The 23,990-nt window shown below is 64.0% G+C and carries 24 protein-coding genes; 14 read left to right on the forward strand and 10 right to left on the reverse strand.

Annotation, left to right across the window (positions count from 1 at the left end; translation table 11 throughout):
* Positions 1 to 2: 2 nt before the first annotated feature.
* From ASD73_RS05890 to ASD73_RS05910, 5 genes are read left to right on the forward strand one after another with little or no spacing between them, the layout of a single operon-like run.
* The gene (locus ASD73_RS05890; protein ID WP_056370617.1) at positions 3 to 821 is read left to right on the forward strand and encodes an alpha/beta fold hydrolase; all 819 of its coding nucleotides are present in this window, start codon (positions 3 to 5) and stop codon (positions 819 to 821) included.
* Complete coding sequence (locus ASD73_RS05895) at positions 808 to 1,596, forward strand: fumarylacetoacetate hydrolase family protein (RefSeq protein ID WP_056370619.1); 789 nt, start codon at positions 808 to 810, stop codon at positions 1,594 to 1,596. The genes ASD73_RS05890 and ASD73_RS05895 overlap by 14 nt, the downstream gene beginning before the upstream one ends.
* Before the next feature lie 9 nt (positions 1,597 to 1,605).
* Positions 1,606 to 2,550 carry an acetaldehyde dehydrogenase (acetylating) gene (locus ASD73_RS05900; RefSeq protein WP_056373262.1) on the forward strand — a complete coding sequence of 315 codons (945 nt, stop codon included), beginning with the start codon at positions 1,606 to 1,608 and terminating at the stop codon, positions 2,548 to 2,550.
* Positions 2,547 to 3,590: a 4-hydroxy-2-oxovalerate aldolase gene (gene dmpG / locus ASD73_RS05905; protein WP_056370620.1), complete on the forward strand. Its 1,044-nt coding sequence runs from the start codon at positions 2,547 to 2,549 to the stop codon at positions 3,588 to 3,590. Before ASD73_RS05900 ends, dmpG begins: the two co-directional genes overlap by 4 nt.
* Positions 3,587 to 5,059, forward strand: a complete 1,473-nt coding sequence (locus tag ASD73_RS05910) for an FAD-dependent oxidoreductase (RefSeq protein ID WP_056370622.1) — start codon at positions 3,587 to 3,589, stop codon at positions 5,057 to 5,059. Before dmpG ends, ASD73_RS05910 begins: the two co-directional genes overlap by 4 nt.
* On the opposite strand, the gene ASD73_RS05915 is transcribed toward ASD73_RS05910, so the two are convergent.
* Entirely contained in the window at positions 5,056 to 5,928 is an 873-nt protein-coding gene (locus tag ASD73_RS05915; protein WP_056370624.1) for an SDR family NAD(P)-dependent oxidoreductase, read from the reverse strand. The two genes, ASD73_RS05910 and ASD73_RS05915, sit on opposite strands and share 4 nt — an antisense overlap.
* Positions 5,929 to 5,954: 26 nt before the next feature.
* On the reverse strand, positions 5,955 to 7,433 hold the full coding sequence (locus ASD73_RS05920; RefSeq protein WP_327196909.1) for a flavin-containing monooxygenase: 1,479 nt from the start codon (positions 7,431 to 7,433) through the stop codon (positions 5,955 to 5,957).
* Positions 7,434 to 7,453: 20 nt separating this feature from the next.
* On the opposite strand from ASD73_RS05920, the gene ASD73_RS22200 reads away from it, so the two are divergent.
* The 4 genes from ASD73_RS22200 (at position 7,454) to ASD73_RS22995 (ending at position 8,863) form a co-directional block, all read left to right on the forward strand.
* Positions 7,454 to 7,759 carry a lipocalin family protein gene (locus tag ASD73_RS22200; RefSeq protein ID WP_235534194.1) on the forward strand — a complete coding sequence of 102 codons (306 nt, stop codon included), beginning with the start codon at positions 7,454 to 7,456 and terminating at the stop codon, positions 7,757 to 7,759.
* 60 nt (positions 7,760 to 7,819) lie between these two features.
* Positions 7,820 to 8,224 (forward strand): hypothetical protein, encoded by a 405-nt coding sequence (locus ASD73_RS05930; RefSeq protein ID WP_056370629.1) that lies wholly within the window; start codon positions 7,820 to 7,822, stop codon positions 8,222 to 8,224.
* Positions 8,225 to 8,230: 6 nt separating this feature from the next.
* Positions 8,231 to 8,560 carry a hypothetical protein gene (locus ASD73_RS05935; RefSeq protein ID WP_056370631.1) on the forward strand — a complete coding sequence of 110 codons (330 nt, stop codon included), beginning with the start codon at positions 8,231 to 8,233 and terminating at the stop codon, positions 8,558 to 8,560.
* Between the two features lie 150 nt (positions 8,561 to 8,710).
* Positions 8,711 to 8,863 (forward strand): hypothetical protein, encoded by a 153-nt coding sequence (locus tag ASD73_RS22995; protein WP_200934898.1) that lies wholly within the window; start codon positions 8,711 to 8,713, stop codon positions 8,861 to 8,863.
* 329 nt (positions 8,864 to 9,192) lie between these two features.
* Here the strand turns inward: ASD73_RS22995 and ASD73_RS05940 are convergent, their stop codons facing one another.
* Positions 9,193 to 10,122 (reverse strand): glycine zipper 2TM domain-containing protein, encoded by a 930-nt coding sequence (locus ASD73_RS05940; RefSeq protein WP_056370633.1) that lies wholly within the window; start codon positions 10,120 to 10,122, stop codon positions 9,193 to 9,195.
* A gap of 358 nt (positions 10,123 to 10,480) precedes the next feature.
* Entirely contained in the window at positions 10,481 to 11,749 is a 1,269-nt protein-coding gene (locus tag ASD73_RS05945; RefSeq protein WP_235534196.1) for an MFS transporter, read from the reverse strand.
* 79 nt (positions 11,750 to 11,828) lie between these two features.
* Here ASD73_RS05945 and ASD73_RS05950 point away from each other — a divergent pair, with 79 nt between their 5' ends.
* Entirely contained in the window at positions 11,829 to 12,716 is an 888-nt protein-coding gene (locus ASD73_RS05950; RefSeq protein WP_056370637.1) for a LysR family transcriptional regulator, read from the forward strand.
* Between the two features lie 149 nt (positions 12,717 to 12,865).
* Here ASD73_RS05950 and ASD73_RS05955 read toward each other — a convergent pair whose 3' ends face one another.
* Genes ASD73_RS05955 through ASD73_RS05980 form a run of 6 tightly spaced genes read right to left on the reverse strand, consistent with a single transcriptional unit; the run spans position 12,866 to position 19,123 of the window.
* Positions 12,866 to 13,423, reverse strand: coding sequence for a hypothetical protein (locus ASD73_RS05955; RefSeq protein ID WP_056370640.1), 558 nt, complete (start codon positions 13,421 to 13,423; stop codon positions 12,866 to 12,868).
* Positions 13,424 to 13,483: 60 nt separating this feature from the next.
* Positions 13,484 to 14,143, reverse strand: a complete 660-nt coding sequence (locus tag ASD73_RS05960) for a hypothetical protein (protein ID WP_056370645.1) — start codon at positions 14,141 to 14,143, stop codon at positions 13,484 to 13,486.
* 33 nt (positions 14,144 to 14,176) lie between these two features.
* Entirely contained in the window at positions 14,177 to 16,096 is a 1,920-nt protein-coding gene (locus tag ASD73_RS05965) for a TonB-dependent receptor domain-containing protein (RefSeq protein ID WP_056370646.1), read from the reverse strand.
* Positions 16,096 to 16,950, reverse strand: a complete 855-nt coding sequence (locus ASD73_RS05970) for a hypothetical protein (protein WP_056370647.1) — start codon at positions 16,948 to 16,950, stop codon at positions 16,096 to 16,098. Before ASD73_RS05970 ends, ASD73_RS05965 begins: the two co-directional genes overlap by 1 nt.
* A gap of 28 nt (positions 16,951 to 16,978) precedes the next feature.
* Positions 16,979 to 18,136, reverse strand: coding sequence for a hypothetical protein (locus ASD73_RS05975; protein WP_056370648.1), 1,158 nt, complete (start codon positions 18,134 to 18,136; stop codon positions 16,979 to 16,981).
* A 15-nt stretch (positions 18,137 to 18,151) separates the two neighbouring features.
* Positions 18,152 to 19,123, reverse strand: a complete 972-nt coding sequence (locus ASD73_RS05980; RefSeq protein WP_056370650.1) for an aspartyl protease family protein — start codon at positions 19,121 to 19,123, stop codon at positions 18,152 to 18,154.
* Between the two features lie 205 nt (positions 19,124 to 19,328).
* On the opposite strand from ASD73_RS05980, the gene ASD73_RS05985 reads away from it, so the two are divergent.
* From ASD73_RS05985 to ASD73_RS06000, 4 genes are all read left to right on the forward strand, one after another.
* Entirely contained in the window at positions 19,329 to 20,423 is a 1,095-nt protein-coding gene (locus ASD73_RS05985) for a sensor histidine kinase (protein ID WP_056370651.1), read from the forward strand.
* The gene (locus ASD73_RS05990) at positions 20,420 to 21,166 is read left to right on the forward strand and encodes a LytR/AlgR family response regulator transcription factor (protein ID WP_235534197.1); all 747 of its coding nucleotides are present in this window, start codon (positions 20,420 to 20,422) and stop codon (positions 21,164 to 21,166) included. The genes ASD73_RS05985 and ASD73_RS05990 overlap by 4 nt, the downstream gene beginning before the upstream one ends.
* Before the next feature lie 213 nt (positions 21,167 to 21,379).
* A complete protein-coding gene (locus ASD73_RS05995; protein ID WP_056370653.1) occupies positions 21,380 to 21,589 on the forward strand; it encodes a hypothetical protein in 210 nt (69 codons plus the stop codon).
* A 148-nt stretch (positions 21,590 to 21,737) separates the two neighbouring features.
* Positions 21,738 to 23,966, forward strand: coding sequence for an esterase/lipase family protein (locus ASD73_RS06000; protein ID WP_056370655.1), 2,229 nt, complete (start codon positions 21,738 to 21,740; stop codon positions 23,964 to 23,966).
* The last annotated feature ends 24 nt before the right edge of the window (positions 23,967 to 23,990 follow it).

A 23,990-nucleotide genomic window follows, 5' to 3' on the forward strand; every position in this document is an offset into this window, starting at 1 on the left:
CCATGGGAGAGATGAAGGAAACGACCCACCGCGTCGCGGGCGGCTATGACATCACCATCAAGGAAGCGGGCGAAGGCCCGGCGCTGGTGTTCGTCCACGGCAGCGGCCCCGGCGCGTCGGGGCTGTCGAATTTCCGGCATAATGTCGATGCGTTCGTCGCGGCCGGTTACCGCGTCATCCTGCCCGACCTGATCGGCTATGGCGCCTCGTCGAAACCTGAAGACATCGACTATACGCTGACTTTGTTCACCGACACGCTGTACGACGCACTGAAAGCGCATGGGATCGAGACGGCGACGCTGATCGGCAATTCGCTCGGCGGCGGCATCGCGATCCAGATGACGCAGGATCACCCCGAATTCGTCGAACGGCTGATCCTGATGGCGCCCGGCTGCATCGAGGAGCTCGACGTCTATTTCGCCATGCCCGGCATCGCCGACATGCGTTCCTCGTTCGGCAGCCCCGACTTCAGCCTCGCCGACCAGCGGCGCCTCGGCGAAAATCTGGTTTACGATCCGAAACACATCACCGATGCGCTCGTGGAGGAGCGCTTCGCGGTCGCGCGCCGGCAGCCCAAGGACGTGATCACGCGGATGCGGACGCACAATGTCCGGCCGCGGCTGGGCGAGATCAAGGTACCGATCCTGCTCTTCTGGGGCCAGAACGAGCGGTTCATGCCGCTCTCGGGTATCCAGTATTTCTTCGAAGCGTGCGACGATGTGCGCTGCGTGACCTTCAACAAGGTCGGCCACTGGGTGCAGGTCGAGCGCGCGAGCGAGTTCAACCGCTATGCAATCGAGTTTCTCGATGAGCATCGCTGAAACTTACGGGCGCGAGCTTCATGCGGCGCTGCGCGACCGGCGCACTGTTGAACCGCTGATCGCGCGCGATGCGTTGCTGACGATCGACGACGCCTATGCGATCAGCCTCGATTTCCTGTCGCGGCGGCTTGCCGACGGCGAACGCGTCGTCGGCAAGAAGATCGGCGTCACGTCGAAAGCGGTGCAGGACATGTTGGGTGTCCATCAGCCCGATTTCGGCTTCCTCACCGATTGGATGCATATCGAGGGCGATATCGACATCGACGCGAAAGCGCTGATCGCGCCGCGCGCCGAGGCCGAGATCGCGTTCATCCTGAAGGACAGCCTGAACGGTCCGGGCGTGACCGCCGCCGACGTGATCGCGGCGACCGCGAGCATCGCCCCCTGTTTCGAGATCGTCGACAGCCGCATCACCGACTGGAAGATCGGTATCGTCGACACGGTTGCCGACAACGCCTCGTGCGGTGTCTTTATACTCGGCAAGGAACGCATCGACCCGCGCGCGCTCGATCTGCCGAACCTGCATGTCGCGGTGGCGAAAAACGGATCGCCGTTGTCCGAAGGCTATGGCCATGCGGTTCAGGGCGACCCGGCGCAGGCGGTCGCGTGGCTCGCCAATACGCTCGGCGCGCATGGCGTGACGCTCGATGCCGGCGACATCATCCTGTCGGGCAGCCTCGTGCCCCTCGCACCCGCGGCGAAGGGCGACATTTTCGAAATGATCCTCGGCGACGGCCGCCGCACGCTCGGCCATTGCGTCGCGCGTTTTGTATAAGGAATGGCAATGACCCGCGTGAAGGCAGCGATCATCGGTTCGGGCAATATCGGCACCGACCTGATGATCAAGATGATCAAATATCCGCAGAATATGGAGCTGGTGGCGGTCGTCGGCATCGACGAAAAATCCGAAGGGCTCGCGATGGCGCGCGAACGCGGCGTCGCGACGACGCATGAAGGCATCGACGGGCTCAAAGTCATGGACGTCTATCCCGAGATCGGCATCGTTTTCGACGCGACCAGCGCCTATGCGCACAAGGTGCATGACGCCGCGCTGCGCGCCGACGGCAAGCGGGTCGTCGACCTGACCCCCGCGGCGATCGGCCCTTATACGATCCCGACCGTCAACGGTGAGGACAATCTCGATGCCGGCAACGTCAATATGGTGACGTGCGGCGGACAGGCGACAATCCCGATGGTCGCCGCGGTCAGCCAGGTCGCCACCGTCCATTATGCCGAGATCGTCGCATCGGTCTCGTCGCGCTCGGCGGGACCCGGCACGCGCGCCAATATCGACGAATTTACCCGCACGACCGCGGGCGCGATCGAAAAGGTCGGCGGCGCGGCGCAGGGCAAGGCGATCATCATCCTCAATCCCGCCGAGCCGCCGATGATCATGCGCGACACGGTCTTTACGCTGTCCGAGGGCGCCGACGAGGACACGATCCGCGCGTCGGTCGAGGCCATGGTGAAGAAGGTGCAGGCTTATGTGCCCGGCTACCGCCTGAAGCAGGAGGTGCAGTTCGAGCGCTTCGGCGACAACAACAAGCTCAAGATCCCCGGGCGCGGCGAGTTCACCGGGATCAAGACGATGATCCTGCTCGAGGTCGAGGGTGCGGGCGATTACCTGCCCCCCTATTCGGGCAATCTCGACATCATGACCGCCGCCGCCAAGGCGACCGGCGAACTGCTCGCAGAGCGTATCCGCGAAGGAAAGAAGGTGGTCGCATGAGCCGGTTCAACGTGGAGGCGGGCGACAAGCTCTATATCCAGGACGTCACGCTGCGCGACGGGATGCACGCGATCCGCCATATGTATGGCATCGACGACGTGAAGGTGATCGCGAAGGCGCTCGACGACGCGGGGGTTGACGCGATCGAGGTCGCGCATGGCGACGGCCTGAGCGGCGCCAGCTTCAACTATGGCTTCGGCGCGCACACCGACTGGGAATGGCTGGAAGCGGTCGCATCGGTGCTGACGAAGTCGGTGCTCACCACGCTGATCCTGCCCGGTGTCGGCACGGTCGAGGAACTTCGCCGCGCCTATGACCTCGGCGTCCGTTCGGTGCGCGTCGCGACGCATTGCACCGAGGCCGATGTGTCGAAACAGCATATCGGCATCGCGCGCGACCTTGGCATGGATGTCGCGGGCTTCCTGATGATGAGCCATATGATCGAGCCCGAGGCGCTCGCGAACCAGGCCTTGCTGATGGAAAGCTACGGCGCCGAGTGCGTCTATGTCACCGACAGCGGCGGCGCGCTCGACATGGACGGCGTCAAGGCACGGCTCGAAGCCTATGATCGCGTGCTGAAACCCGAAACGCAGCGCGGCATGCACGCGCACCATAATCTGTCGCTCGGTGTCGCGAACAGCATCGTCGCGGCGCAGCAAGGCGCGGTGCGCATCGACGCCTCGCTCACCGGGATGGGCGCGGGCGCGGGTAATGCGCCGCTCGAGGTCTTTGTCGCCGCCGCCGACCGCAAGGGCTGGAACCACGGCTGCGACGTCAATGCGCTGATGGACGCGGCGGAGGATCTGGTGCGTCCGCTGCAGGACCGCCCGGTCCGCGTCGACCGCGAAACACTCGCGCTAGGCTATGCGGGTGTCTACTCGAGCTTCCTGCGCCACGCCGAAAAGGCGGCCGAAACCTATGGCCTCGACACGCGCACGATCCTCGTCGAGCTCGGCCGCCGCAAGATGGTCGGCGGGCAGGAGGATATGATCGTCGACGTCGCGCTCGACATGCTGAAGGCGCGCGAGACCGCCGCATGAGCGATTTCTCCACCGCTCGCCCCTTTCCTCACGAACAGGTCGAGCGCTGGGACGGCGAGACCGATGTCGCGATCGTCGGCTTCGGTGCCGCAGGCGCCTGCGCGGCAATCGAGGCGGCCGAGGCCGGCGCCGCGGTGATGCTGTTCGAGGCGGCGTCGGGCAGCGGCGGCGCCTCGGCGCTGTCAGGCGGTGAAATCTACCTCGGCGGCGGCGGCGGCACCGATGCGCAGCGCGTGGCGGGCTTTACCGACACGACTGAAGCGCTCGAAGCCTATCTGATGATGGCGGGCGGCCCCGATGCCGATGCCGCCAAGGTCGCGCTCTATGCACGCGAAAGCCTCGGCCATTATCAATGGCTCAAGGATCAGGGGATTCCATACAAAGGGACATTTCTTCCCGGCAAGATCATCGAGCCCGCCGAAGACGACACGCTGATCTGGTCGGGCAGCGAGGCGGCGTGGCCCTTTTGCGAAACCGCCGCCCCCGCGCCGCGCGGACACACGATCCAGTTCATGGGCTGGGGCGGCGGACGCAAGCTCGTCGACATATTCGAGGCGCGCGTCCGGGCATTGGGCGTCGAGGTACAATGCGATGCGCGCGTTCTGTCGCTCGTTGCAGACATACAGGGCCGCGTCACCGGTCTGGTTGTCCGCATCGACGGCCAGCCACAGTTCATTCGCGCGCGCAAGGGCGTGGTGCTGGCGACCGGCGGTTTCTGCATGAACGACGACATGCTCCGCCGCCACGCGCCGCAAACGCTGCGCCTCAGCAATCCGATCGGCGAGAATGACAATGGCTCGGGCATATTGATGGGCATGGGCGTCGGCGGCGACGCGATCCACATGGACGAATTTTTCACCACCTGCCCGTGGATCATGCCCGAAAGCCTGGTGAAGGGCATTTTCGTCAACGAACGCGGCCAGCGCTTCATCAACGAGGATTGCTATCACGGACGCGTAAGCCGGACGATGCTCGACCAAACCGGCGACCGCGTCTTCCTGCTAGTCGACAACGCGATTTTCGCGCGGCCGCTCGACCTTGCGCGGATCGAGATCGCCGCGGTGGGTGACAGCTGGGAGGAGGTCGAACGCGAACTCGGCCTGCCCGACGCCACGCTGGCGCCCACCGTCCACACCTTCAACCGCTATGCCGCTGAAGGCCATGATCCGATCTTCAACAAGGCGCCCGAGTGGCTGAAGGTGCTCGACGAAGGGCCGTTCGCGGCGCTGGAGCTCAATATCCGCACCAGCTTCTTTTCCTTCTTCACGCTTGGTGGCCTCAACACCCGCCCGTCGGGCGAGGTGCTCGATCGCACCGGCCATATCGTTCCCGGCCTCTATGCCGCCGGCCGCGCCACGTCGGGCCTGCCGCGCTGGGGGCATGGCTATAGCTCGGGGCTCAGCCTCGCCGACTGCACCTTTTTCGGGCGAATGGCGGGGCGGCAGGCGGCAACGGCTACGCCCGACTAATAGACGATCGCGGGGTTCGGTTCGCGCGGGCTGCCGAGCATCTCGCGGTGCGAGGGCGGCGTCTTGCCGCGGTCTGTGATGCCATAGCGTCCCGCAATCTCGGCGCCGATAACGGTGTGCCCCGACAGCTCGTCGCCGTTGGGGTCGCCGGCGATTGCATGGATGATATGCCCGGTGAACTGCGGCATCTCGGCCATCGCCATGAAGCCTTCATATTGCTCCTTGTGCACCTCGGCCGCGCCCAGCGCACGCTCGGTGATCTGCGGCCCCAGCCAGATCGAGACGGTGCGGACGCCATGCGGTTTGAAATCGACCGCCATATCGTGCGCGAACTTGTCAACGCCCGCCTTTTGCGCGCCATAGGCCGCGCCGTGCATGTAGCAGCTCGCGCCGAAGGAGGAGGTGAAAGCGATCAATCCCGATTTTTGCTCAACCATCATCGCGGCAGCGTGCCAGCTCGCGACGTAGGCCGAGCGCAATCCGACGTTGAGGATTTCCACCGCTTCCAGCTCCTTTTCCCAGAAGGGCGCGGGGGTTATAAGTTGGTGATGGATATAGGTGGCGTTGTTCACAAGGATATCGAGCCGCCCCGCATCCTTACGCACCCGTTCGAAAAGCGCTGTGACCTGCGCATCGTCGGCGTGATCGCAGGCGACCGCAATGCCATTGCCGCCCGCGGCCGTCACCGCCTCGGCGGTTTCATGGATGGTTCCCGCCAGCGGAGCACCATCCCACCCCTTCGCATCGCTGCCATCGCTGCTGCGGCCGGTGACATAAACGGTCATCCCCTTTTCGCCGAGACCGATCGCGATGCCCTTACCCGCGCCGCGGCTGGCGCCCGTCACGACGGCGATTGCCGGATTTGTCATGTCACTCTCCCGATCGGGCCTCGCCTTCAGGCGGCGACCTCGGCCTTCACCATTTCGAAATCGTCGAAGTCGGGCTTCGCCATCACTTCGGCAAAGCGGCCATAGCTCCACGGCCAGGTCATCGGGACGCCATCCTTGCCGAGATACCAGCTCGAACAGCCCGAGGCGAAGATCGTGCCTTTTGCGGCCGCGATGCGCGCGTCTTCATAGCGCGCCATGGCATCGGCGCTCACCGAAATCTCGTCGCATTCGCCCGTCGCCACCTTGTCGAGCAGCTGTTCGACATAACCCCACTGGCGTTCGGCGACATCGATGAGCGAGAAGTTGCCGACCGGGCCGGTCGGCCCGTTGAGGAAGAGAAAGTTGGGGAAATCGGGAAGCGAGATCGCATTATAGGCGGTCGCATGCTTGCGCCAAACATCGTCGAGCGCGACGCCGCCACGTCCAGTGACGACGGCGGGGCGGATGAAGCGGTCGCTGTGGAACCCAGTCGCGAGAATGATGAGATCGAGTTCGTGCAGCACGCCATCCCTGGTTCGGATACCCTCGGGCTCGATCCGGTCGATCCCGCCTACGACAATGTCGACATCATGCTCCTGTACCACCCGATAATAGTCGGGCGAAAAGATCAGCCGCTTGCACGCGGCGCGATAGTCGGGGCGCAGCTTTTCGCGCAGCACCGGATCGGTGACGCCCTGTTCGAGATAGCCGAGCACCATCGCTTCGATGATCTGCATTTCCTCTGAATCGGGCTTGATGATGCCTTCGGTGAAGCGCAGCACATTGGCGAGATATTCGGGGTCGTAGCGGATCGCGTCGATCAGCGCCGGGTCGCGGCGAAAGGCTTCGCGCTGCGCTTCGTCATAAGGCTCGTTGAGCACGGGCATGATCCATTGCGGCGAGCGCTGAAAATGGCTGAGCTTGCCGGCGCGGCCACCAAGCGCCGAGATCAGCTGCACCCCTGTCGACCCGTTGCCGACCACACCGATGCGCCGCCCGTCGAGCGGGATCGATTCATCCCAGCGCGCGCTGTGGGCGACGGTTCCGGCGAAGTCGTCCAGCCCCGCAATGTCCGGCATGCGTGGATGATGAAGAACGCCGGTCGCGGTGATGACGATATCGGCCTCGCACGTCATTCCCGCTTTGGTCGCGATCCGCCAGGCGCCCTCGGCATAGACGCAGCTTTCGACCTCCTGCCCGAAATGCGCAATGTCGCGCAGGCTGTAGTCGGCGGTCACACGCTCGAAATAATCCTGAATCTCATGCCCCGGAGCGAGATAGCTGCTCCATTCGGCATTGGGCGCGAAGCTGTAGGTATAGGCGTGCGCGGGAACGTCGCAATTAAGCCCCGGATAGCGGTTTTCGCGCCAGGTGCCGCCGACGGTCTGCGCCTTTTCGAGCAGCGTGACGTTGCGATAGCCCGACTCACGCAGGCGGATCGCCGCCAATATCCCCGACATGCCGGCACCGATGACGACATATCGCAGGTCCAGATTGCGCTCCACTATCCACTCCATTTTCCCGTTTGCTCTTGCTCCTTTCCCTAGGTCCGCTGCCGAACGCTCACATCACTCAAACGGACGAGATCGGTAATTGCCCATCAGGCTCGTGCGACTACTGGATCCTCCAGCTGGCAGCCGATTATTCGGTGGCGCTGGTCGGCACGCCCGACCGAGCGCATCTCTGGCTCATTTCCCGCACCGCCGCGCTGCCGACCGATATCGTCAAAAATTATCTCGCGGTCGCCAAGTCGCAGGGCTTCGACCTCGACGAGCTGATTACGCCGCGGCAATCGGGGCAGATAGTGCCCGACGCGGCCTTCGCAGACTAGCGGTTCGCAACCGCACCCCGCCGGGATGCGTTTCCGAACCTCGCAAAGAAAGGATCATCCGTGCGCCATTTCATCTTGCTCATTGCCTCCTCGGCCCTGCTTGCGGCCTGCTCGGACCCGAACGAAGCTGCGGAAGACAAGCTCGAGAAGTCCGCGGAAACGAGCGCGACCGTCGCGGGACCCGTGCCGGCCGCGCTGGGTCTTAGCGAAGCCCAGCTTCTCGATGCCGACCTTGTCGCCGCTGACGGCACCGACCTCGGTGACGTGGCCAAGGTCCTTCGCGGCCCCGGTGGCAAGGTCGATCGCCTTCTCGTCGAGATTGAAGGCACCAATCCCGACCGCTATGTCCATGTCCCGATCCTCGGATTGAAGACACGCGTCCAAGGCGGTGATACCGACCTCGAAAGCACGATGACGAGAGCCGAGCTGGCCGCCTTGCCCGCGGTGGCCCTGCCGGCGCCGTAACGCATCGTGGAGACCTATCCCGAGACACCCGACGGGCGTTATTTCGTCGTTCGGGGCCGGCTCTGGCGGTTGTCGGACCCGCGCCTCAGCGATGGCGAGCGGGAGCGGCTTGTCGACCGGCTCATGACCGCGCGCCGCGCGGTCGCAGCGGCGAAGATGTCCGACGACAAGCTTGCGATGCGAAAGGCCCGCGTCGGGGTCGACGAGGGCAAGCGGTTGCTCGGCGAGCGGGGACCGGTTTGGTGGGACGACGGCGCACCCGACTACAACCGTCACATGGCCCGCAACACGCCCTACGCCGATTGGTTCGCCGCGCAGTCCGGCGCATCCGCCTGACCGCCCCGCCCGCCTCCGTGGGCTCGCATCGTCGCAATCATGAAAATCGGTATAACGCAGGTTAAGTTCGGTGCCGAGCCTGGAACATCGGCTTCGGCGGCTCGTCTCTTCCATGCCCACCCCCGGGCAATCAGGTGAGAGGAAGCCAAAATGGCTCAAGATAACAAAGGTTCGTCAAGCGGCGGCAAGCAGCAGGGCGGCGCATCCGACAAGAGCAGCCAGCAGCAGCAGAAGGACGGCGGCGGTACCCAGCAGGGCGGCGCCAAACAGTCGGACAAGAAGGACGGCAGCAAGAAAAGCTGACTCGGACGAGTATCCTGAACGGGCCGTGATCTCCTTCGCGGCCCGTTTTTACGACGTCGGCGGCAACGCGGGCGCGAGCTGAGATAACACTACCCTATCCTAATGCGCGGCATGCGGCTCGGCCCCGGACAAGCGCGGCAGGTCTATTCGGGCGTGCGGATGCAGGGTTCGAGCGTCCGAAACAGATCGGCCGCGTCGAAGGCGCGTGCATTGCCTACCGGTCTCTGACCGCGCGGCATGACGATTTCTGCGCTCGCGTCATAGCGGTCGATCGTGCGAACATCGAAGTCGTCGCCGAAGAAGCGCCCGCCGTTCCAGGGGCCCGCCGATCAGTTGGGACTGATGCGCAGGCGAAGATTGACGCGATCGACCCGCGCCTGAAGGGCGGTTTCGTCACGCGCCGACAAATTGCCCATGCGGTCGTGGCGCATCTTTTTCTCGTCGCCCCGGATGGCCATCAAATCGCGCCGAACGCTTGCTGCAGTACGCGCATCGAGCCGGCGATCCGACCGGGCCGTGCGGACATATTGGTCGAGGTCCGAAAGCTGCGTCACGATCGGGCGGCCTGTACCGTAGCCGCCACCGATGACCGAAGCGCCGCCCGTGCCGGCATTATTCTGGCTGCGGCCGTCGTAATAGCCCGTCGCAGCGCCCGCAATCCAGCGGCCATTATCATAATATCCTGGCTGCGGGTCGGCGACCCAATTGCCCTTCGCATCGCGGCGGCTGCTCGATCCCGTATCGGTGCCGGTGACCCACCGCCCGCGATTGTCGTAGCGTCCGCTCTTCGAGCCTGTGACCCATTTTTCGTTGCGGTCGAAATAGCCATTCGCCGATGCGGGCACCCATTCGCCGTCCGAGCGATAATCGCCCTCGCCGCGGTTGGATCCGCTGTAGGTGACCCAGCGTCCATCGTCGCCATAACGGCCGTTGGGCGGACCTTCGACCCAGCTGCCTTCGCGATCATAATAGCCGCGCGCTTCATTTGAACCGATCCCCGAGGCGTGCCAGCGGCCTTCCTGATCATAATAGCCATAAGCGTCGCGGCAATCGCGGCCGGGCTTAGCAACCTGGTCGGCGACGATCGCGCCGCCCACGGCGCCGATCACAGTACCGAGACGCTTGTCGCCCTTTCCGGCGACAACATTGCCGAGCACGCCGCCGGCCGCGGCGCCGCCGACGGTCGCGACGACACGCGTCGAGCGCTGCTGCTCGCAAGTCGTCTGCGACTGGGTGCGCGCCGAAACGGCCGACGGCACAAGGCGATTGCGGCGATACTCGCCGCGAACATTTAGTTACGCATGGGGGAAGCTCCTGGAACTGGCGGTAGCCGTTCTTACAAATTCAACCATCAACTCAGGTCGTTGTTCAAAATATTTGAAAATACTTTATTTTCTTCTTGCCCTATTCAGCAATATGTGTCGTTCGCACAGGCACATAGCCCCTCTGGACATGGACAAAAAGGGCCCGCCGAAGCGGACTTTTCTTGCTGCAATCTGGTGCCCGGGCGTCATCGCAGACATGAGCCAAACACGCCGCGGGGGGCGACCGATTGCGCACGACCAATCTGCCTGGCTTTCAGTAGATTAGAGGCCGCTATTGGTCGGGACGCTGTCTTTAGCCGCGCTCCACGATCGGAAAGCCATGCGTGCGCGCAGACCAGGCGACAAGGAGCGTCGCCGCCAGCAGGGCGAGTAGCGTAAACGGGAACGCACCCGCCCCGAGGCTTTCCAGCAATAGTCCGCCGACGATGCCGCCGCCAGCGATAGCAAGATTCCAGGTCGTGACGAGCATCGACTGTGCAACGTCGGCCGCCTCGCCGGCCGTCTTGGCGGAAGCCGTCTGGAACAATGTCGCCACCCCGCCAAAGGCCAATCCCCAAAAGGCCACCGCTGTATAGATTACCGCCGGCACAGTGCCCGCGATACCGAGGGCCAGCGCGGCAAGACCGAACAGCAGGATACTGACAAGGACCAGTTCACGTAACCAGCGATCGATCAAAGCGCCGACGATCCAGATACTGAGCAGAGATGCCATGCCGAAAACCAGCAGGACGACATCCACCCTGTCCGTGATGCCAGCCCGCGCCAGAAAGGGCGCGATATAGGTATAGAGAATATTGTGCGCGAACACATAAGCGAAGATGACGAACAGCACCGGCCGAATACCCGGCAGGGTGAACACCGTCTTCAGCGAGAATTCCTGCCCCTGCTTCTGCCCCGGAAAATCGGGGACCATTTTCAAGACCCAGAAAACCAGAATGATGGCGAACCCGCTCATAAGGCCGAAGGCCCAGCGCCAGCCCACCATCGTACCAAGGAGTGTTCCAGCGGGAATGCCGAGCGAAAGGGCAAGCGGTGCGCCCACCATGGCGACGGCGATTGCGCGGCCCTGCATATGTTCGGGCACCATCCGCGCGGCATAGCCCGCCGCCAGCGCCCAGAGCAGCCCCGCACTGACGCCGGCGAAGAAACGCGCGACCAGCGTGACGGCATAGCTGTCGGAGATGGCAGTCACCGTATTGACCACGGCGAAACCGCCAATGGCGATCAGCAGCAATGTGCGCCGCCGCCAATTCTGCGTCGCGATGGTCAGGGGAATGGCAGCGACGAGCGAGCCGATCGCATAGACGGTGACGAGTTGACCAATCAGCGCCTCGGATTTCCCAAGGCTCTTCGCCATCTGCGGGAGGAGCCCCGAAGGCAGGATTTCGGTCAGGAGCGTGATGAAAGCCGCCATGGCGATTGCCAGCAGCCCCCCGAGCGGAAGTCTGGCCTCGGCCGAACTGCTGGCCTGCGTGATCGTTGTGGATGTCATCGGCAGAACGCCTCCAGGAGAGTGTCGAATGTGCGGAGGCATCGCGGCCACCGCTTCGACTTCGAACATAGAGGGCCTCGAATGAGCGAAAAGTGGGAGCCAGTGCATAACACTTTGGAATTTTTGTCGGACAAAGCTAAACAACGCCATGGACAGCTTGGGAGCACTCCACGCATTTGTGCAGGCGGTCGATGCCGGCGGTTTCACCGAGGCCGGCCGGAAGCTTGGCTTGTCGGCGTCCGCTATCAGCAAAGCCGTGGCGCGCCTCGAGGACCGGCTTGGCGCCCGGCTGTTCCATCGCTCGACCCGCAGCATCACATTGACGCCGGAGGGCTCGATGTTTCTCGAGCGCTGCCGCCGCATAATCTGCGAATATGAAGCCGCCGAACTGGAGCTCTCCCGAACTCAGGCGGTGCCGCAAGGCAGGCTGCGTATCAGCTTGCCGTCGATGAGCATGGTGTCGATCCCGAAGCTCGCCGCCTTCAAGCAGCTTCATCCGCGGGTCGAGCTGGAACTGGACGCCACCGACCGGGTGGTGGACGTCATCGGCGAAGGCTTCGACGCGGTGATCCGCACCGGCGAACATAGCGATTCGCGACTCATGACCCGCACGCTCGGCCATTTTCGCCGGGCGATCGTCGGATCGCCAGACTATTTCCGCCAGGTGGGTACCCCGCAAACGCCGGAAGATCTGGCCCGCCATGCCTGCCTCGTCTACCGCTACGCCTCTACGGGCAAGCTCGACCAATGGCCGTTGACCAGAAAGGGCGAGCCCGTCCAGATCGATATGCCGATTAGCGTGGTGACAAACGCGCTCGAAGCGCAGATCGGCTTGGCCGAAAACAGTCTCGGCATCGCGTGCGTTCCCGACTTGTCCGTCACCAGGCAATTGGAACAGGGTTCACTTGTTCGAGTCCTCGACAGCTATCTGGAAACGCGAACCAAGCTCTGCGTGATGTGGCCCACGAGCCGGCATGCCTCGCCCAAGCTGCGCGCCTTCGTCACCTTCGCCGCCGAGAATCTTTTTCCTCGTTGAGGTGAGCAAGGCGAAGCCGCCGACGTCGATTTCGCGCTTTGGTAATCTCGGCGCTGAAACATCGATACTAGCTCAGCGGCTCTTGGCCGAGTTCGGACAGGCAGCTTCCAGACTAGCGTGGGTAAAAGCGGACATAGGATGATCCGCATTTAGCTCCGCAGAAAGGTCCAGCGGGTCGCGCCGCTTTGCAACACCAGTTGGCCACCGCTAAGCTGGACGACATACTGCTCCGACGTTCGCGCAAGTTGGGAACTGCCTTCCCGGCCACAGCTCGATACAAAGCTCTCGGTGCCATCTTCGACGGCGAAACTGGCCTTGCCGCCCTCGTGAGTGAGACGCCCCTGCTTCACTTGCGTCGTCGTCATCGAGCAGCTTTCCGTTTCGGCGTGGCGTTTAACGATCTTCCACTTAAAACGGCCGTCTTGCTCGACTTCCAGCGTCATGGAACGCGATACCTGCATCTGAACCGGCTCGGTCAGAATCGTTGTGCGCGTAGGCGAACCAAAGCCCGCCGTGCCACCCAAACTGGTGCCATAGGACACGCCGACGTTCGGCTGAAGCTTGACGCGCGGGACCAAGACCAGTTCTTTACCGGTGCTGGACTGCGTCCAGCGGCCTGCGGCGCTTGCCGGCGCCGGCCGGGCATCCAGCACCGAAGTCGCCGCGATCGCCATTACGGCGCCGAGGATGGCGCAATTCTTCATCATATACCTTTCATGTGCACTCAGCCTTGCTAAAGGACTTAGCCCGGCATCAAGGTCGGCTGCTCAGTATATCTCGTGCCAGTTTTCGACATCCGACGAGCTGTTCGCGAGGCCCAGGCAGATAAGACCGGGTCGGCTGACCGACGCACCGCCTCGCTCCAGCCGATACTCGAGACGGCGACACGGAAATCCGTCGACGCGTTCTTCAGCCGTCACGGCAAGCGTGCCCTTGGAGGCGCGACCCTGCCAACGATGAATATATCCAACAGGCCAGCTGCCCGCGCGCTTGGCGCGCTCATTATATCGTCCGCTGAACTCGTCGAATGGAAAGGTCGGGCGGCCATCGAGCTCGATTCCGCCTTCGCAGTCATTGCAGCTCACTTCACCGAATTTGTTATACTCGGCCTTCTTCGCTTCGACGTCGGGTGGCGTCTTGAGGCTGTCGATGTAACGTGCTTTTGGCGCGGGCGCTTCTGGAACGGTCTGCGCTGACGCCGCCTCCTGCGAAGTTTCAACTTGGACAGGTACCTCGTCATTCGAGCTCTTATCCGCGCGCGGTCTGGCCGATCCATTGATCACATCGTCGACGAGCTTTTCGGTATTCTGCTCTACCTTCTCGACGGCGCGATCGGCCAGACGCTTCAGAAACCCCTGCGCATTTGCGTTATGGGCAGATATCAGAAGGGCGGTAGCGGCGAAGGCCGCGCACAAAATGCGTTGCATGTTGGTCTCCGAAAATTTCACGAGTTGAGGACGTCAGCCGAGATCGGTCGTCAGCGTGGCGGTCAGCCGGCGCGGAAGGTTGTAGAGGTAGATACCCGACGACCCGTTCGCCCAGCCATATTTGTTGGCGATGTTCGCAACCTGTACGCGCAAGGTTGCGGGCGCCTTGCCGAGCTTGAACCGGTAGCGGCCGCCGACCGACGCTATGGCACGCGCCGGGATAACGAGTTTGCCGTCGGCACTCGCAACCCGGTCCGACGTGCTTTCGACGACGAGATCGACCGAGACGGCGGGCGCGAAGGTCGGCCGATAATCAAGCACCGCGGTCGAAAGCCGGCCGAAGCTCGCGAGCGGTTTCCGGCCGACCCGCCCGCTATCGACGGCGTCGCCTGACAGTTTGGCGTCGATCAGCGCGGTCCCGGCGATCGCGGTCAGGCCCGGGGCGATCTGGCCCGAAAGCGAGAATTCGGCGCCGCGATGGCGCACGTCGCCGAGTTGGCGGAACAGCCTTGCGCCGTCGAGCGAATAGAAAGGCTTGGTCACTTCGAACACCCCCGCCACCAGACGGATCGCGGGGGCGATCGACCAGCGAAGGCCGGCGTCGACCTGGCGCGTGCGGATTGCCGGCGGCGCTTCGTCGCGGTTGACCGCATGACCGGGTGCGACGGGGCTTTCCTCCAGCCCTTCGGTATAGCTGCCGTAGAAGGCAAGCGACGGCGAAGCGTAGAGGGCGGCGGTCGCATTCAGCAACAGCGGCGCATCCTTCGTCGTGATGACGGGCAGGTCGGGACCGAACACGCGCTTGCTATAGTCGGTCTTCTGCAAGCCAATGCTGACTTCGCCGACGTCTTTCCAGCGTCCTTCATAGGCGATACCCGCAGTCCACTGCCGTACGGTATCGCGCGTCTGCGGCCCAAATTCCGAAACAGGTTCGGGGAAGTCGACGGGATCCTCGATCGGATGGTTGCCTACATAGATTTCGCTGCTGCCGCCATAGACGCGCGCACGGTCGCGACCCTTGATCGAAAGATGGAGCGTGTGGAGCCGCGGCCCGTCGGCGAAGCGGCGCGAGAGTCGTACCTCGCCGCTCGTCGAGGCCGACCGCCGCCCGGGTTCCGCGATGACCACCTCGTCGGCGGTCCCGTCGGGCCGGACATTGAGAAACAGCTGGGTGTGCGAGCGGTCAAGATCGAGGATCGAACGAAATGCCCCGGCCTTCAGCATCCAGCCGCCGCTTTTCAACGTTGTGGCAAGACCCGCAGTGATCGTCTCACCATCGTTAGCCGCCCATTTTTGCCCGATCCGCTTCACGCGCTCGAGCCGCGGCGGCAGGAAATCTCCAGCCGTCAGCAGCAGCGGCGGGAGTTCCTCGTCGGCGATCCCGACACGGCTCCAAAAAGGAATGATTTCGACGCCGTCGACCGGTTCCCAGCGCGCAATCAGCGCGGCCGTGCGAAATTCGGCCGCGCCGCCGGTGTGATTGCGGTCGGACACCAGTCCATAACCCGCGCCGATCGCCAGCCGGTCGGTGACCGGCAACTGCCCGTCGAGTTCGAGAACCTTCGATCCGAACGGCCCGAGGCGCCCGCTGACGCTGAGCAGCCGTTTCGCACCGGGCCTACGCACCTCATATTCGGCGATGCCGGTGGGCGCGGGAAAGGGATATCCTTGCGCCGACAGGCCGACCCGCATCTGCAAGCCTCCGATCAGCCGATCGGAAAAGGCCGCTTGCTGGTCAATGTAGAGCCCGTCGAGGCGGATGTTCCCCGCCTCTGCCGCCGAAAAGCCGCGGACATAGTTCGGGTTATAGATGCCGATCTGCTCGCCGCCGATCGAGGTGCCGAAAGCATCCTCGGCGCTGGTCGTCGCATTGTCGTCGGTGCGCTGGGCCACCGAGGTCGCCGGTACGGAGGCAAGCGCGAGCCCGAGCGTCGTCAGGATCAAGCGGCTCATCAATTTATCTCCTTCATGCGGCGTTGCACATCTTCCCAATCGGTCATGAACATCGCCGCGGCGAGACGAGCGGCGGGGCGCTCGGGGCTCAGCCTGTCGCTGCGCAGGTCGTCATTTTCGTGCGAATAGCTCGACATGTGGACGAGCAGCGGATGGACGCCGGCAGCGCCCGGTTGATACCAGCTTCGGTCGTGCTGCAGTTTCAGCGCCAGCGGCCGCGGCCCCCAGGCATATTCCGAATTGGGATCATACTCGGGCAGCCGGTCGGCGACATACACTCCGAAGGCGGACCCGGTTCGCACCTGAAAGCGTCGGTGCTGCACGCCCTCGGCTTGCACCTGTCGGCGCGCCATCGTGTCATAGGGATTGAGGAAGACGCTCAGCACCGCGCCCTCTTCCGATGGGGTTAGATAACGTCCGTCGCGTTGGATCGTATCGGGGTCGCCCTCAATGACGCTTTTGGCCCGGAGGGTGAAGGTCGCGCCGACCAGCCGGACGCCATCGAGTGTCGGCACGACCGAGATGTTGATATCTGCGTGCAGGCTGGTGCCGCGCACGTCGCGGAGCGAGGGTTGCTGCATCAGCGCGTTGAAGGCGACCATCGCGCGCCGGCGCAGCAGGTCGATCTCGGCGATCGGTATCTTCGCAAGATTGCGGGGCTGATGGACGTGGACGTCGGGCGCCCTCGAATACCATCCCGGCAGACCGGTGCCGGGAGTCGGTGCTTCAGTTGTCCACCGCTCCATCAGTTTCTTCGGTGCCCGGCTGTCACCCGCCGCGGCATGCGCCGCGGGAATCGCGGGCGCCACGGCGAACAGCCCGAGAAGGGCGAGTTTCAGGAAGGAAAATTTCATCGCTCGAACTTTCTTGGATGGTCGATGCTCAGCCGGGCAGCCCCAGCGCGCCGCCGATGACACCGCGCAGTAGACCGCGCTTCTTTTTGGGCTTTGCATCGTCCGCCCGCGCGTCGCTCTCGCCATCGTCGCCGCCCGCCATCAGCGACGCGACGTCGACGCCGAGCATGGACATATGCGTCGCTTTGGTGCGCAGCTTGACGCCCCAGCCCGCAGGCACGTCGCGCGGCGAGCCGAAATTTCCCTCGGGGCCATAAGCGGTCATCATCAGCATCGCCGATTCCGAGGCCTTGCCGACCGCCGACGGCACGACGCATTCGGTGGCTTGGGGGGAAAGCAGGATCCGCTGCTGGACGAGGCGGGCGATGTCGCCCTGCTCGAGATAGTCGGGCAGCGCCATGCCGGGCATGCGCACCGCGCTCGACGTCCACATCACGATCGTGCCGTCATCGCGCGCGCCCGTGACAGTCATGATATAGCCGCGGGCATTGGCGAGCACGGGCCAGCTAACCTTGACCGCGCCCGACGCAAGCTTGGCACTTTGCGGCGAGAGCGGCGCAAGGAAGTCGTTTCCGCCAGCAATGGCGAAGCGCATTTCGGGCGAATAATTGCCCTGCACGACATGATCGCCGACGAGCGAGGCGGCGCGGGGCACGCGGGTGCCGTTCTTGCCCCCCGGCCATTCGCCATAGGTTGCATGACGCCCCGCCGATGGCGGTACCATCGCCTTTACAACAGGGATCGCGCCGAAGGGCGACGCGGCGCCGGGTTTCATCGTCGCAAGGTCGATGACCACCGGCTGTCCCGAGGGAGCGACCTCGCCGCAGCCCCAGTATAGCTCGATACGCCCCTTGGGCTTGTCCGGCGTGCCGGGCCGGTAATCGGGTCTCCCGTCGGCTTTGGGCGCGCCCTTGCCCGGCGAGACAAGCGGAAGGCGCTCGCCGGCGCGCAGCCCCTGTGGCGGCAGATGCTCGGCACTGGGAGCGGTGCTGCTCCGCGTCGAGCCGAGCTGGAGCGAGAGATTCTTCTCGACGCCCGCCGGCTGGCCGGTCGCCATGCCCGAAACGGTTTCGGCGGAGAGCCAATAGACGGCCTCGATCTTGGGTTTCGGCGCCTGCTGGGCGAAGGCGGCGGTCGCGACGGCGAGCGCGCTCGCGGCTGCGCCGCCGATCATCATGTTCTTCATGTTGCGAAATCCCCCTCAGCGCTGTTGCGGGGCCGGCACGACCGGCGGCGAGATGTGCAGACGCAGCCCCGGATGATCGATGACGAAGCGCCGGTCGGCGAACATGTCGATCCCTAGGATCACCGCGGGCTGTTCGGGGGTGAAGCCAAGCACCTTGAAGATCGGCAGGTCGGCGACGCGCACCTTGCGGCCTTCGACCATCGCTTCGCCGACCGTGAGCGCATCGATCGGGGCTTCGACGCTTGGCATGGCATGGTTCGTCGCGCCCTTGATGTCCGATGCCTTGGTGAGGCCGGGGCTGTCGGGAGAAAGGCCGATTGCCTTGGCCGCTGCCCAGTTGATGATCGTGCCGCGCGCGCCGGTGTCGAGGATGGCCGGGACTTCGACGCCATTCAGCCGGATCGTCAGGCGTGGAGCACGCATATCGTCGAGGACGAAAGGAACCGATGCCAAAAGCCCGTCGAGCATTCCGGCCTCGATCGTTGGCGCCATGCGCCAGCTCCGGCCGGGCACGTCCAGTTCCACCACAAAATCTGCAATGATATCGGCGCCCAAAATGCCGTCGACGCCGAGATGGTCTGTTGGGCCGGGCGGCAACAGCATCAGTTCGGGCGAGACGAAGCTATGCCCTGCGACGCCAACCTGTTTCACGACCGTCGTCTCGACGTCGACCCGTCCCGCCGCGCCATCGACCGGGTCGTCCGACAATTTGGCGACGAGGCCCGGCATTTCGGCGCGCAGTTTCGGCATGATCGTGGTGCTGCTTGCCGCGGTGTCGATAACGAAGCGTTTCGGCGCCGAGCCGTCGATTCTGACCTGGACGACGGGATGACCCGACGGCAGAATTTCGAGCGGTTGCATGGCTGCCGACGAGGCAGCGACAGCGACCGGCTGTTCGGTGGCGGCCGCACGCGCCTGTTCGGCGACAATTAGTGCGCCGAGCAGGCCGAATGCGACCAGACTATAACGGTAACGCGTGAGGGCCATGCCCAATCTCCTGGCGGCGGGGTGCCGCGAACAGGGGCCGGTTATGATGGGTTAGCAGAGGGCTCCACGCCTCTGCGACCAAGGCCGATATCGTCTCGCCGGAGTCGATTATCGCGCGACGAAGGCGGTCACCGGTGCGACGAGGCAGGACGCCAACCGCGCACCCTTCCTTTATGCTCGGCGCGAACTACACATTGGAATTGCCATGCCGCTGAAGCCCGAACATCGCCAGACCATCTCTCTGGTTGCCGCGACCTGGATACTGTCCGGGGTGCTCTACATCATCCCCTATCATGTGTTCAGCGGTGCAGGCATCTATGTCACGGTCTCGGTCATCAACATCTGCGTGATGGGCGCGCTGCTGTCGGGAGGCGTCTATTGGGCGGTCAGGGCCACGCGCCGCCGCAATACCGTGGTTCGCCTCGCCGCGATGGGCGCGGCGGTTGTTCTTGCATCGGGCTTGCTCGCGCTGATCGACGCCTCAACAGGCGAATGGATCGGACGCCTCGTCGTGTCGCCGCAACAGTCGGCGCCCTTTGCACTCCGCGCGACGAACAATTTCATCGCGCTCGTCTGGCAGTTCGCGCTGCTCGGCGCAGCCTTCACCGTGATCGAAGCGAACAAGCTGACGCGCGAGCGCGAACTGGAGCTGGCCGTCGCCCGCGAAGCCGCGAGCCGCGCCGAGGCCGCCGCAAGCGCCGCCAGCCTCGCGGCACTACGCTATCAGCTCAACCCGCATTTCCTGTTCAACACGCTCAACGCGATCTCCTCCCTGATCGTCACAAAGGAATATCGCACCGCCGACGCGATGCTCGCTAAACTGTCCGAATTCCTGCGCGCTACATTGTCGTCGCAGCCCGACGCCTTGCTGCCGCTCGAGGACGAACTCGCGACGCTGCAACATTATCTGGAAATCGAGAGCGCCCGCTTCGGCGACCGGCTCGCGGTCGAATTCGTCTGCCCGCCCGCGCTCAATAGCGCGCTGGTGCCAGGCTTCCTCCTCCAGCCGCTGATCGAGAATGCGATCAAATATGCGCTCGCGCCCTCGGCGGTGCCGGTGACGATCAAGGTCGAAGCGTCGAGCGACGACGACATGCTGCTCGTCTCGGTGGAGGATGACGGCGCAGGACAGGAAAAGGACGCACGGCCGGGGACGGGCGTCGGCATCGCCAACGTCCGCCAACGGCTCCAGACGCTGTATGGCAACAAAGGCAGCCTGGAGACGCTGAAACGCGAACGCGGTTTCCTTGCGATCGCGCGCCTGCCGCTCGAGCGGCGCAGCGGCGAGCTCGCGGCATGAGCATGCTGCACGTCCTGCTCGTCGACGATGAGCCGCTGGCGCTGCGGCGTCTCGAAACGCTGTTCGGCGACATCGACGATGTCGAGGTGGTCGGCACGGCTTCGACCGGCGAAGAGGCAGAAGATCGGATTGCCAAGCTCAGGCCCGACCTCGTGATGCTCGACATTTCGATGCCGCAAAAGAGCGGCATTCGCGTCGCCGCCGACCTTGTTGCCGATCCGCGCCCCGAGATCATCTTCGTCACCGCCTTCGAGCAATATGCGCCCGATGCCTTTGAAGTCGATGCCGCTGACTATCTCCTGAAACCCGTGCGCTTCGACCGGTTGCGCCAGGCGGTCGAGCGGGCACGTCGGCGGCGGGCGATGCGCGATGCGGTCGACCGGATTGCAGGCGTGCCGCCGACGGAAATTCGCGAAGAGGCGATCTGGGTCCAGGTCGCCAGCGGCAACCTCCGCCTCCCCATTCCCCAGATCGAGTGGGTCGAGGCCGCGCGCGACTATGTGCTGCTCCACACTTCGACGCGCAGCTATATCCACCGCATATCGATGACGGCGCTGGAGCAGCTGCTCGATCCGCAGCTTTTGATGCGCGTGCACCGCTCAACCTTCATCCGGCCCGCGCTGGTGAAGTCGGTCCAGCGGCTCGGCAAAGGACTCATCGCGCTCGAAATGGAGGACGGCGCGATCGTGCAGGTCGGACCGAGCTATGTCCGGGCCGTACTCGGCCGGCTCGGCCTGTCCTGACGCCTTCGTCGCACCGGCGTCCGCCTTGGTCGACGCGGCAGCAGCCATGTCGCACGACCATCCGGTTTCGAAGCAAGCACAGGGCATCGACATCGAGGCTCCCATAGCGTGACGGTCGCGGCATCGAGCCGCGAGCAGAGACGGCCGGTTCGTCCCACGCCACCCCGGCAAGGGCCGGCCTCTCTGTTCCACCTCACGACGATGGAGTCCAAGATGAGCAAACTCCCCTTCCTCGCCGCTGCGATCGCGCTCGGCCTGCCGATGCCCGTATTGGCGAAGGCTGAAGCCAAGCCCGAAGCCCATGCCAGGGCCGAGGCCAAGCCGGAGGCCCGCGCGAAAGCCGAAGCAAAGCCCGAGGCGCGCGCGAAGGCCGAAGCCAAGCCTGAAGCCCGCGCAAAGGCCGAGGCAAAACCGGAAGGCTGATCGCGTCGGCAACGGAGTGCCGACGAGCCCCCCCTCCCGGCACTCCGCCACGCCTGCCGCCACGCAACCCCAGAAGAAATTTGATGAGCGCAAGCTTCGCAGCTCCCCGCGCCCGCGAAACGCGCAGCAGCATCCAGAGGATACTCCCATGACGATCATGCGCACCTTGCCGGCCCTCGCGGTCGGATTGACGCTGTCGGGCGCGGCCGCCCCGGTGGCAGCCGCTGCCGCCGCCCAATGCACGGCCGGCTGGGCGGGAACGGTGGAATATTCGCGCCACCAGGCGAGCAGCGACTCCAAGACGGTCAAGCGCGTTTCCGGTAAGGGCACCGAGACGACCAACAACTCGATCAACGATAACTATGTCGCGCATGTGGCGGTCCGGCCAGCGCCCGATGGCGAATACAGCCTCGGCACGGCGAATATAGATGTCAGCGCGACGGCGACCGAAACCATAAACTCCAACGACCAGATGATCTGTCCGCATCAGCGCACGATGCGCCAGATGTCGGGACAGTTTGTCAGCAAGAGCCAGAGACGCGGTAACGCAAGTGGCCTAGAGGCGGGCGTCGACATCACGACCGATAACGACGACACCTATAGCGTCAGCGTCCGGCTGCCCGAGTTCCAGGGCACCGCTTCAGGATCGAATTCGGCGAGCTTCAGTGGCCAGTGCAAATCGAAGGAGGCCACGAACCGGAAGATCGCAGACATGCCCACCACGATCGACGCGATGCGCTTCTCGAGCAGCGGCGAAGATCGGATGCAGCCCTCCGATCCCAACCGCCTGGCGGGCGCGCACTCGGTCACATCCTATGACGTGACCGAGTCGCTGCGCTGGAACCTGCGTCGCTGCGGCGGCGATCTGCGCCTCGTCGATGTGAAGTTCGAGGACATGCGCTTTCCCACGTGGGACGCCTGGAAAGAGATCGTCGAGCAGGTCGGCACGATCGATGGCAATATCGTGCGCCTGACCGCAGTCGTCGCAAACGACAGCCCTGACGAGAAATCGGCGACGGTGAAGTTCCGCGACACCTACAAGGGCGACAAATGGGACGGCGCCAAGCCCGACGGCCTGCTCGGCGAAGTCTCGGTCTTCGTGCCAGCAGGCGAGCAGCGCGAAGTGCAGTTCAAGTGGGATAGCTCGGGCTATGCCTGGTTCGACGACGGCCGGCCGCGGCTCATGCAGCGTATCAAGGCCGAGGTCGAGGAAAAGGGCAAGAAGGTCGACGACATGACGCGCAATCTGAAAGTTGCGCCGAAACCGCTCGTGCTCGTTCACGGCCTCTGGTCCAACTGGCGCGCGTGGGAGCCTTGGCAGAATATCCTGACCACCAGCCACAGCTATGATTGGAAGGCCTTTCCCGTCGGCGAGAAGCCGGAACACGGGCGGATGAATACTGGCGATGAGATGGGCAATTTCGGCCCCACCAACACGATTGCCCAAAATGCCATCGAGCTCGGCAATTATGTCCGCTACGCGCAGAAGGACCGCAACGCGTGGCATGTCGACCTAGTCGCCCATTCGATGGGCGGCCTCATCAGCCGGCGCTATATCCACGCGACGATGCCGAGCTATCCCGACGGAAAGCCGCAGGTATCGCATCTGGTGATGCTCGGAACACCCAACAGGGGCAGCAGCTGCGCCGACCTGATGAGCATCCCGCTGGAGCTCGCCGGCAGACCGATGGAGGCCCTCCGCGAGCTGCGGCCGATCAATGTGATGAAGTTCAACGCGGAGACCGTCGATCGCAAGGGCGTCCCCTTCTCGGTTCTTGCCGGAAACCCCCTGCCCCCCGTGTGCCGGATGCTGACACGGAGCGATGGCGTGGTCGCCGAGCCGTCGGCGAAGTGGATGATCGCGGACAATGAAACGCAGGCCATCCTTCACACGAGCATGACCGAAACCGGCCCCTTCTCCACCTTCGTGATGCCGCGCATTGCGCTCGGTCCCGGCGAACAGTCGGCGAGTCCATTGCAATCCGCATCGTCCGCTGGAAGCGCCCGGCCACCGGCGCGCCTTATGCTTCTCGACGTCGAGGGGCTGGAAGAGGAGAGCGGATCAAGCACACCCGACTTTTCGAAGATTCTCCTCATCGCGCCCGGTCAGACGCTGACCATCAAGATCCCAGTCGAAGAAGCGAGTAACTTCGGCCTGACTTTCCTTGCCGCGAACAGCGTGTCCGCGACGCTGATCGATGACAAAGGCCAGGTCGTCGCCAGCAACAGGAGCGACACTCCGGAAGCGAACCAGATCTTCCGCTCAATCTTTGTCGACCGCGCAACCACTAAGGGAAGCTGGAAACTGACACTGGAAAGCAAGGACCGCGCCGATCGCGAGATCATCTTCTCCACCTGGTCGAACGCCGTCCTATGAAAGAGGTTCAAGTCTGGCCGGTAG

Origin of the sequence: Sphingopyxis sp. Root154 (assembly GCF_001427105.1) — a bacterium.
Taxonomy (GTDB): domain Bacteria; phylum Pseudomonadota; class Alphaproteobacteria; order Sphingomonadales; family Sphingomonadaceae; genus Sphingopyxis.